Raw genomic sequence first — 10,868 nt, 5'->3', positions numbered from 1 at the left:
GGTCTCGGAGTTCAAAGCCTGGCCAGCTTCGCGAGGAGGAGCCGTTCGACTTCCTCTTCGGACAGCTGCTCGACGACGGCGGCGGAGGCGGCGGGCGTGCTCGCGCGCGGCGCGGGGAGAGGGGGCGCGGGGGGGGAGGAGGGCGGAGCGCTGGCCCGCAGCTCGCGATGGAGGTGGGCGGCCAGCAGCGAGATGGTGGGGTGCTCGAAGACAAGGGTGGGCGGCAGCGAGCGTCCCAGGCTGACTTCGAGCCCCTTGCGCAGCTCGAGCGCGAGCAGGGAGTCCATGCCCAGGTCGGTGAAGCCTCGCTCCAACTCGAGGGGATGGGAGGGCTCGCGCCCCAGGGTCCGCGCCGCGAGCTCGCGGACGTGACGGGTCAGCAGCGCGAGCCGCTCGCTGTCGGGCGCCTGCTCGAGCCGCTCCAGGAGCGTGTCCTGGCGGGGCGTCTCCCCGGGCACGGCGGCGTCCAGCGCCGCGAGCAGGGGCATGCGCCCGCCCGAGGGGAGCTGTCGCCGGAAGGTGGACCAGTCCACCCGCAGCACGGCCACCTGGGGTGCCGTCTCGTCCCAGAGTCGTTCGAGCGCGCCGAGGCCCTCCTCCGTGGACAGCGGCGTGAGGCCGTGGGCCTCCAGCCGTGCGCGGTAGCGCGCATCGACCGCCATGCCCGCCTCCGCCCACGGGCCCCAGTCCAGGCTCAGCGCGGGCAGGCCGAGTGCACGGCGATGCCACGCGAGCGCGTCCAGGAAGGTGTTGGCCGCCGCGTAGCTGCCCTGTCCGGGTGAACCGAGCAGCGCGGAGCCCGCGGCGAACAGGATGAAGGCGTCGAGCGGATCGCCGCGCGTCAGGCGATGCAGGTTCCACGCGCCGCGAGCCTTGGGCGCCATCACCCGCGCGAGTCGCTCCTCCGACTGATGGAGGAGGATCCCGTCGTCCACGATGCCTGCTGCATGGACGACCCCGCGCAGGGGCGGCAGGGTGGCGCGCACCGACTCCAGGAGGTGCTCCACGGCGCCGGCATCGCTGACGTCCACCTGCGCCACGTGCACCCGGGTGCCGGCCTCGCGCAGCCGCTCCAGGGTCTCCTGGGCGGCGGCGGCAGGGGCCCCCCGGCCCAGCAGGACGAGGGCTCCGGCGCCCCGCTCGCTCATCCACCGCGCGACGCGCAGCCCCAGGGCTCCGAGCCCGCCGGAGATGAGATAGGTGCCATCCGCACGCAGGGCGCGCGCGCGGGACTCGGACGTGGGGATGCGCTCCAGCCGACGGACGTAGCGGCGACCCTGGCGGAACGCGAGCTGGTCCTCTCCGCTGGGGCGCTGCACCTCCGTCCACACGGTGTGCGGTTCGTCTGCCGGCGCCGCGGGATCCAGATCCACGAGACCGCCCCACAGCTCCGGGTGCTCGCGCGAGAGGACCTGGCCGATGCCCCACAGCGGCGACTGCGACAGCGAGAGCCTGGAGGGCTCCACAGGCGACACGGCCCCCCGTGTCAGCAGCCAGAGCCGAGGAGGGACGCCGAGGCCCTTCGCGCTGACGAGCGCGCGCACGAGCTCGAAGACCCGGGCGCCGCACTGCCCGAAGTCTTCCTCCGGCGTCGTGCCCGCTTCGTCGAGTCCTGGCGCATCCAGGCTCCAGAGGTGGAGGACGCCGACGAGGGGAGGGCGACCGGGCTGGAGCGCCCCGGCCAGCAGCCGTTCGAGCTCCTCGACGGCGGCGTCGGGTGGGGGCTGCCAGGCCAGGATGCAGGCGTGTCCCTGGGCCTGGAGCACGTCGGCGAGCGCCTCGCCGAGGCCCGCGCGATCCGCGAGGATGAGCCACTGCGTGGGGACGCTGGCGGCTGCGACGTCGGTGGGACGCGCGGACTCCCGCCAGCTCGTGCGGTAGCAACTGTCGCCCAGGACATCACCGGCCTGCTGCTGGTGATGCCGCTGGATGAGCAGCCGCAAGAGGTCGGGGAGCAGCGCGCGCTGCTCTGGCGTGAGGGGGCCGGTCCGCTCCAGCTCGCGCCCCAGGCCGTCCACGTCTTGGCGATCCAGCAGCGCCACGACGCGCGAGGAGGAAGGCGCGCGCGGCGTGCCCTTGGCTTCACGTCTTCGGGGGCGCTCGGACTCCTCGTACCAGCACCGCTGCCGCTGGAACGGATAGGTGGGGAGTGGCACCCGGCGCCGCGCGCGGCCCTGGTCGAAGCCTCGCCAGTCCACCTCCGCTCCGCGCGTGTGCAGCGCTCCCAGGCTGGTGAGCAGTTGGCGCCAGTCGTCGCGGTCCGGACGAAGGCTGGGGAGCCAGAGCGCGTCCGCTGCTTCGGGCAGGCACTGGCGCCCCATCCCCAGCAGCGTGGGCTTGGGGCCCACCTCCACGAAGACCTGGGAGCCCTGCTGGTGCAGGGTGCGCATTCCGTCGGCGAACAGCACCGGCTCGCGCACGTGGCGCGTCCAGTAGGCGGGCGTGGCGAGCTCCGGACCCGCCAGCGCTCCGGTGAGGTTGGAGATGACGTCGAGGGTGGGCTGGGCGTAGTGGACACCGCGCGCCACCTCTTCGAAGGCCGCGAGCATCGGCTCCATCAGCGGCGAGTGGAACGCGTGCGAGACAGCAAGCGGCTGGCTCTGGATGCCCTGGGCTCGCAGCTCGGCGGTGAGGGCTTGGACGGCCTGTCGACGCCCCGACAGCACGACACTGGCGGGCGCGTTGATCGCGGCGATGGACACCGAGTCCTTCCATCCTTCGAGCAAGGACGCGGCACGCGCGGCATCGGTCGCCACCGCCACCATGTCTCCATCGTCCGGGAGCGCCTGCATCAGGCGGCCTCGCGCGACCACGAGCCGCAGCGCGTCCTCCAGGCTGAACACGCCGGCCACGCAGGCCGCCACGTACTCGCCCAGGCTGTGGCCCATCACCGCGGTGGGCCTCACGCCCCAGGAGCGCCAGACCTCCGCCAGCGCGTACTCGAGCGAGAACAGCGAGGGCTGGGTGAACGCGGTCTCGTGGAGCGGCGAGCGCTCCCCGGGGGCGGGGTAGAGCACTTCGAGCAATGGCCGGGAGAGCTGTCCCTCCAACAGCGTGGCGCAGTGTTCGAGCGCCCTCCGGAAGACGGGATGCGTCTCGTAGAGCTGGCGTCCCATGCCCTCGCACTGCGAGCCCTGGCCTGTGAAGAGGAAGGCCACGAGGGGGCGGCTCCCGCTCGGACCGCGGCTGGCATGGACGGGCACCTGCCCCCGGGCGAGCGCGGCGAGCTGCTCCCGCGCTTCCGCCGGCGACGCGGCTGTCAGCGCCGCGCGGTGGGACAGGCGCGCGCGGCCCGTGTTGGCGGAGAAGCACACGTCGGCCAGGGACTGCTCGGGGTGCGCGTCCAGGTGGCGCGCGTAACGGTCCGCCAGGGCGCTGAGCGCCTCGTCGGAGCGGGCGGAGAGGGTCAGCAGGTGGAGGGGGCGCGACGCGTCCTCCGGCGCGGGCGTCTCCGTCGAGCCGGCCTCCGCGAGCACCACGTGGGCATTGGTTCCGCTGAACCCGAAGGCGCTCACCCCGGCCACGCGCGGGCCGTCACCGGCGCGCCAGGGCGTGAGCCGGGTCGGCACCGTCAGGGGCAGTTGCTCCCACGCGCCGATGAGGGGATTGGGGCGATGGAGGTGCAGGTGCGGAGGAAGCTCGCGGTGCCGCAGCGCGAGCACCACCTTGAGGAGCCCCGCCATCCCGGCCGCGGCCTCCAGGTGTCCGAGGTTGGTCTTCACCGAGCCCACCCACAGCGGCTCCTCGCGAGGGCGCTCCGCGAAGACGGAGGCCAGCGCCTGCACCTCGATGGGATCGCCCAGCGAGGTGCCTGTGCCGTGCGCCTCCACGTAGGACACCGCCGTGGCCGGGACCGCCGCGTTCTCGAGCGCCTTGCGGATGACGGCCTGCTGGGCGGGCCCGTTGGGGACCGTCAACCCGCTGCTGCGTCCGTCCTGGTTCACCGCCGAGCCTCGGATGATCGCGAGGATGGTGTCTCCGTCCGCCCGGGCATCGGACAGTCGCTTGCAGATGATGACGCCGCAGCCCTCGGAGCGGACGTAGCCATCGGCCGCGGCGTCGAAGGTCTTGCAGCGCCCGTCCGGTGCCAGCATCCGGGCCTTGGAGAAGTTGACGGAGAACTCCGGCAGGAGCTGAAGGCTCGCCCCGCCCACGAGCGCCATCCGGCACTCGCCCGCGCGCAGGCTCTGACAGGCCAGGTGCACCGCGACGAGCGAGGAGGAGCACGCGGTGTCCACGGAGAGGCTGGGCCCCTGCAAGCCGAGCCAGTACGAGAGCCGGCCCGAAGCGACCGCGTGCGCATTGCCGGTGCCCAGGTACGCGTCGAGCTCCTCAGGGCCGCGCGCCAGCAGCAGCTGTCCGTAGTCAGTGCCGCCAATGCCGACGAAGACGCCCGTGGCGCTGCCCGCCAGCGAGTCCGGCGGCACGCCCGCGTCCTCCAGCGCTTCCCACGTCACCTCCAACAGCAGGCGCTGCTGGGGATCCAGGCTCCGCGCCTCCCGCAGGGAGACGCCGAAGAACGGGGCGTCGAAGTCCTGGATGCCGTCGACGAAGCCGCCGAAGCGGGTGGAGATTCTTCCCGGCGTCTCCGGATCCGGGTCGTACCAGGCCTCGGCGTCCCAGCGCTCCGGGGGGACCTCGGTGATGGCGTCGACCCCGTCGCGCAGCAGGCGCCAGTACGCCTCGGGAGAGCGCGCCCCGCCCGGGAAGCGGCAGCCCATGCCGATGATGGCGATGGGCTCGCGGCGTGCCGCTTCGACGGCGTCGAGCTTCGCGCGCATGTCCTCCAGGGCGCCCAGCGCCCGCTTCACGGGAGACAGCGCACCGCTCTTCTTGGCTCGTTCGACCATGTCCTCCGACCTCATTCGTCCCGGGGCTCGCGTCAGAACCGCAACGTCTCCAACTGCTTCAAGAGCAACGCCTCGGCTTCTTCCTCGGAGAGCGCCTCCACCTCGAGCCGGGGGCCGGGCTCCGGGGCGGCATGCGCCTCACGTCGCTCCTCGGGCGGGGGCTTCGCCACGGCCCCAGGAGCGCCAGGCAGCGACGCCAGGAAGTCCGTCAACGCGTCGAGCGTCGGGTAGTCCAGGGTCAGCGTCGCTGGCAGCGGCTGGCCCAGGCCGCGCTGGAGGCGGTTGCGCAACTCCAGCGACGTGAGCGAGTCCATCCCGAGGTCGAAGAAGCCCGTATCCGCGGCAACCACCCGGTGGCTCTCCAGGCCCAGGACGTGGGCGAGCTGTCCGCGGACGTGCTCCGCGAGGAGCGTGCGTCGGCGGTGCGGCGGAGCGGACTGGAGCTGCTCGAGGAGCCCGACCGGTGCTCCCACGGGGGCGGGCGCCAGCTCCGCGAAGTCACGGATCAGCGGCAGCCGGCCCGCGCCCTCGATGAACTTCCGCCAGTCCACGGGCACCACGCCCACCTGGGGCACGGGGCACGAGAACAGCCGCTCCAGCACGGCGAGCCCCTGTGCTGGCGGAATCATCCCCAGCCCCTTCTTGCGCAACAGCGCCACCGCTTCGGCCGAGGACGCGGCGCCCACTTCGGACCAGCCGCCCCAGTTGATGCTCAGCGCTGGCAGTCCCAGTGCGCGCCGGTGCCAGGCCAGCATGTCGAGGAAGGTGTTGGCGGCGCCGTGGTTGCCCTGGCCGGGATTGGCCAGCAGGGCCGCCGACGCGGAGAACAGCACGAAGCAGTCCAGGGGCAGCTCGCGCGTGAGCGCGTGCAGGTGCCAGGCGCCCCGGACCTTGGGCGCGAGCACCTGGGCGAAGCGCTCCCAGGTGAGCTGGCTCAAGAGCCCGTTGTCGAGCACGCCGGCCGCGTGCATCACGCCGCGCAGCGGGGGGAGGTTCGTCCGGACGTGCTCCAGCACGCGGCGGACCTCCTCCTCGCGGGAGATGTCGGCCTGGAGGAGGTGCGCCTGCGCGCCCGCGAGCGCCAGCGCCGCCACGGCCGCGTCCGCCTCGGGGCCGGTGGCGCGGCGCCCGACGAGCACCAGGTGCCGTGCCCCGCGCTCCGCCATCCACCGCGCCACGAGTGGCCCCAGCCCACCCAGTCCGCCCGTGATGAGATACGTGGCGTCCTCGCGGAAGCGCACGGTCGCGGCCGGCGCGAGGGCGTGGCGGGACAACCGGGACACGTAGCGTCCCTCGGCGCGGCGGGCCACCTGGTCCTCGTCCTGGACCGAGAAGAGCTCGTCGAACAGCGCCTGGGCGTCCTCCTCCGGAGGCGCTTCGCCCGGCCGCAGGTCGACGCGGGTGCAGCGCAGCTCCGGGTGTTCGAGCGCGATGGCTCGGCCCAGCGCCCAGAGGGGGGATTGCGCCAGCCCCGGGACGTCCGTCGACGGGCCCGCCGGGACCGCGCCGCGAGTCACCAGCCACAGCGCGGGCGGTGTCCCCTCACGCAGGGCAGCCAGGGCCTGCACCAGATGCAGGGTGCTCGCAAACGACCGGGTCGCCGCCGCGTCGAGCGAGGCCGCATCCAGGGTCGCGACGGAAGCGACCTCCAGGCTCCAGAGATGCACCACGCCCGCCAGCGGCGTGGGCGACGCTTCGCCAGGCCGGCCTGTCCGGGCGAGCTCGATGAGGCGCCGCAGGTCCGCGGGACGGGTGGGGTCCACGCGGAACACGTCTGGCGCCACCTGCTCGAAGCGCTCACCGGGACGCGCGAACAGGCACGCGTCGCCGTGCTGCCGCAGCCGCGCCGCCAGGTTCTCTCCGAGCGGGCCCTCCTCCACCAACAGCAGCCAGCGCCGCCGTGGCGTCACCGTTGAATCCACCCGCGCGTCGGCCCGGGCCAGGAGCGCCGCCTGCCTGGAGAGGACGGCGAGACCTTCGTGCTCCAGGGGGAGCGCCGCAGCCTCGGAGAACCCACACTCGCGCAGGACCTTGCACCACTGCTCGGAGGAGAGCAGCGGGTGGCGCGAGCGCAGGTCGGTGTCGACGAAGCCGTTCCAGCCGCCGGTGAGGCCGAAGGTCAGGTCGATCCACCGCGTCGGCTCGGTGGCTTCGAGCGCCACCAGCAGACCTCCCGGGCTCAGCAGCGTGCGCACGTGGCGCAGGGACTCGCGGAGGTCTCGCGTGGCGTGCAGGACGTTGGAGGCGAGCACCAGGTCGTAGCCGCCCGCGTCGAGTCCCTGGGCCGATGGCTCCTTCTCCAGGTCCAGCGCCTGGTAGCGCACGAATGGATACGCCGCGAACTCCTCCGAGGCCCGCGCGGTCAGGAGCGGCGACAGATCCGTGAACGTGTACTCGCTGCGGTCCGCGGGCAGCAGCGGCAGCACGTAGGAGGTCGTCGCGCCGGTGCCCGCGCCCACTTCGAGGATCCGCAGCTTGCGTCCCGGGGGCAGCCGTTCGAGCGCCGCGGTGAGCGCACCCTGCACCAGCGCGTGGATCGTCCGCGAGGCAGGGGTCTTCCGATACAGCTCCGCCAACTGGCGCGAGTCGCCTCCGGGGAACAGCAGGTGCAGGGGATCGACGCGTCCCTGGAGCACCTCCGCCAACTGGGTTCCGCAGCGCCTGAGCAGGTCCAGCTCAGCCCCCACCGAGGGGTGCCGTGACGCTGTGGCTTCGAGCTGCTCGCGCGCGTCGGAGCGCGAGGGCAGGGGGCCCTCCTCGGCGAGGATGTCGATCAAGCGCTCGAAGAGGCGGCGCTGGGCGGGGATCACTCCCAGCCGCTCCGCCAGGGCCGCCGCGGGAACCGGAACGTCAGCGGCTGGCTGCCAGCTCAGCTTGCGCAGGGCTTCGCTGATGAGGACGGCGCTCAGCGACTCCAGCGCTCGCAGCCCGGACTCGTAGGGCGCGATCTCCGGCTGCGCCAGGAGCGTGGACACCTGTGCGCCCAGTCGCGCTCGCAGCTCCTCGATGGGCGGGAGGAAGTCGGGGGGCGGCAGCGTCCCCGGGAGCGCCTGGAGCTTCCAGCGCACCTCGTACAGCCAGTCCTGGAAGGCCGGCGCGGAGCGCTGTTCGCGGTGCTTCGCGACCAGGGCTTCGAGGACCCTGGGCAGCAGGCCGCGCTCCTCGGGAGCGAGGACCTGATCCGCCTCGACCATGCGCGCCAGCCGCGCGACGTCCCCTGCTTCGAGCAGCCGCACGACCTGCGAGGCAGCCCCGGCGCCGTCCGTCGGGGCGCTCCGGGTGGCCCCCACGGAAGGGCAGAGCCAGTAGCGCTGCCGTTGGAAGGGATAGGTGGGCAGCGCCACCCGGCGGGGCGCGGGATCCTGCTCGAAGCCAGCCCAGTCGAGGGGCGCGCCCCGGACGTAGAGCTCCGCCACGCTCTCCAGCAGTTGTTGCCAGTCCGGACGCTTCGGGTTCACGGAGGGCAGCCACGCGACGGTGGCATCGTCCAGGCAGCCTGCGCCCAGCCCTGCGAGCACGGGCGCCGGGCCCAGCTCCACGAAGACGCGGCAGCCCTGCTGGTGCAGCGTCCGGACACCGGCGGCGAACTGAACGGCCTCGCGGGCGTGGCGTGCCCAGTAGTCCGGAGAGGTGAGCTCCTGGCCCGCCAGCGCTCCGGTCAGGTTGGAGACGAGCCGCAGCCGCGGCGCCGACAAGGAGACCTGGGCCGCGAGTCGCCGGAGCTCCCGCAGGATCGGCTCCTGTCGCGGTGAGTGGAAGGCATGGGAGACCTCCAGGCGCCGGGTGCGCACGCCCTCGGACTCCCACTGCGCCGCGAGCGCGCGCACCACCTCGCGCTCTCCCGAGACCACCACGCTGCGAGGGCCGTTGATGGCGGCGATGGAGACGGCGTGCGCATGCGGGGCGAGCCTCGGCGTCAGCTCCTCCACGGAGGCCTGCACCGACACCATCTCTCCGTCGCGTGGCAGCTCCCCCATCAGCCGCGCCCGCCCGGCGATGAGCCGCAGGCCGTCCTCCAGCGAGAAGACGCCCGCCACGCAGGCGGCGACGTACTCACCGACGCTGTGTCCGAGCACGGCCGAAGGGACCACGCCCCAGGAGCGCCACAGCTCCGCCAGCGCATACTCGAAGGCGAACAGGGCCGGCTGCGTGAAGCGCGTGTCATCCAGCGGCGCGCGCGCACCGTTCACGGGGAAGAGCACCTCCAGCAGCGAGCGCCCGAGCTGTCCCTCCAGCAGCCCCGCGCAGCGCTCCAGGGCGTCCCGGAAGGTGGGCTGCGTCTCGTACAGCTGTCGGCCCATCCCCGGGTACTGGGCGCCCTGACCCGTGAACAGGAAGGCGATCTTCGGGCGGTCGGCGCTCGACGTGCGCCGGGCACGTGCGTCCGGTGGAAGGGCTCCCGTCGCGATGTCCGCGAGCTTTCGTGCCGCCTCCTCGCGGGATGCCGCGACGAGCGCCAGGCGCTGCGGCAGATGCGCGCGGCCGGTCCGGGTGGTGGAGGCCACCTCCCCCAGCGGGTGGTTGGGCGAGGCCAGGTGCCGCGCGTAGCGGTCCGCAAGCTGCCGCAGCCCCTCCTCGGAGTGCGCCGACAGCGTCAGCAGGTGGTACGGCCGCTCGGGGGCGGGAGGCCGGGGCGCGGGGGCTGGCGCCTCCTCCACGAGGACGTGCGCGTTGATGCCGCTCATGCCGAACGACGCCACGGCGGCGGTGCGGGGCCGGTCCCGCTGGGGCCAGGCCGTGCGCTGGACGGGGACGCGCAGCGGGAGCGTGTCCCAGGGGATGTGCGGGTTGGGCTGTTGGAGGTGCAGGTGCGCGGGGAGCTCGCCGTGCCGCAGGGAGAGGACGACCTTGATCAACCCCGCGATGCCCGCCGCCGCCTCGAGGTGCCCGACGTTCGTCTTCACCGAGCCGAGCAGCAGGGGCTGCGCCGCGTCGCGCCCGGAGCACAGCACGTCCGCCAGGACCCGGACCTCGATGGGGTCACCCAACGACGTGCCCGTCCCGTGCGCCTCGACGTAGTCGACCTCGGTGGGGCCGAGCCCCGCGGCGTCCAGCGCCTGCCGGAGCACGCGCTCCTGGGCGGGGCCGCTGGGCACCGTCAGCCCGGCGCTCCGTCCGTCATGGTTCACCGCCGAGCCGCGGATCACCGCCAGGATTGGATCGCGGGCGGCCACCGCGTCCGAGAGGCGCTTGAGCACCACCACGCCGCAGCCCTCGCCACGGCCATAGCCGTCCGCCGACGCGTCGAAGGTCCTGCACCGCCCATCCGCGGACAGGGCCCGCATCCGGGAGAGCAGCAGGGAGATGTCCGGCGACAGCATGAGGTTGACGCCGCCGGCCAGCGCGAGGTCGCACTCGCCGGCGCGCAGCGCCTGACAGGCCAGGTGCACCGACACCAGCGAGCTGGAGCACGCCGTGGCCACCACCATGCTCGGTCCCTGGAGCCCCAGGTGGTACGAGAGCCGGCCCGCGGGGAAGCTCAGCTCCGTGCCCGTGCCCCCGTAGGGGTCGAGCGCCACGGTCGCCACCTGCTGCGCCTGGAGCCGGGTGTAGTCCGTGGCCATCAACCCCACGTAGACCCCGGTCCGGGTGCCCGAGAGCCGGTCCGGCGCGATGCCCGCGTGCTCGAGCGCCTCCCACGCCACCTCCAGCAGGAGCCGCTGCTGTGGATCCATGCTCGCCGCCTCACGGGGCGAGATGCCGAAGAACGCGGCGTCGAACGCGTCCACCCGGTCGAGGAACGCGCCCCGGCGCGTGTACATCTTCCCCGGCGCGTCGGGGTCCGCGTCGAAGTAGTCGTCGATGCGCCAGCGATCCGCGGGCACCTCGGACGTCGCGTCGCGCCCGTCGCGGAGCAGCTCCCAGAACGAGGCGGGATCCACCGCGCCGCCGGGGAAGCGGCAGCCGATGCCCACCAGGGCGATGGGCTCGCGCCGGGCCTGCTCGACAGCGGCGAGCCGGGCCTCGAGCTCCTCGATGGCCAGATAGGCCTTCAGCAAGGGGGAAGGGGCGTTCACG

General features: G+C 73.6%; 2 protein-coding genes. Both read right to left on the bottom strand.

What is annotated here, in order from left to right:
- Window positions 1-11: 11 nt before the first annotated feature.
- On the bottom strand, window positions 12-4,850 hold the full coding sequence (locus U8525_RS26020) for a type I polyketide synthase (RefSeq protein WP_374269111.1): 4,839 nt from the start codon (window positions 4,848-4,850) through the stop codon (window positions 12-14).
- A gap of 32 nt (window positions 4,851-4,882) precedes the next feature.
- The gene (locus tag U8525_RS26015; RefSeq protein ID WP_374269110.1) at window positions 4,883-10,867 is read right to left on the bottom strand and encodes a type I polyketide synthase; all 5,985 of its coding nucleotides are present in this window, start codon (window positions 10,865-10,867) and stop codon (window positions 4,883-4,885) included.
- Window position 10,868: the final 1 nt, after the last annotated feature.

The sequence above is a fragment of the Corallococcus sp. RDP092CA genome, from assembly GCF_041903675.1.
In the GTDB taxonomy this organism is placed as follows: domain Bacteria; phylum Myxococcota; class Myxococcia; order Myxococcales; family Myxococcaceae; genus Corallococcus.
This window is presented reverse-complemented; position numbering and strand designations above follow the sequence as displayed.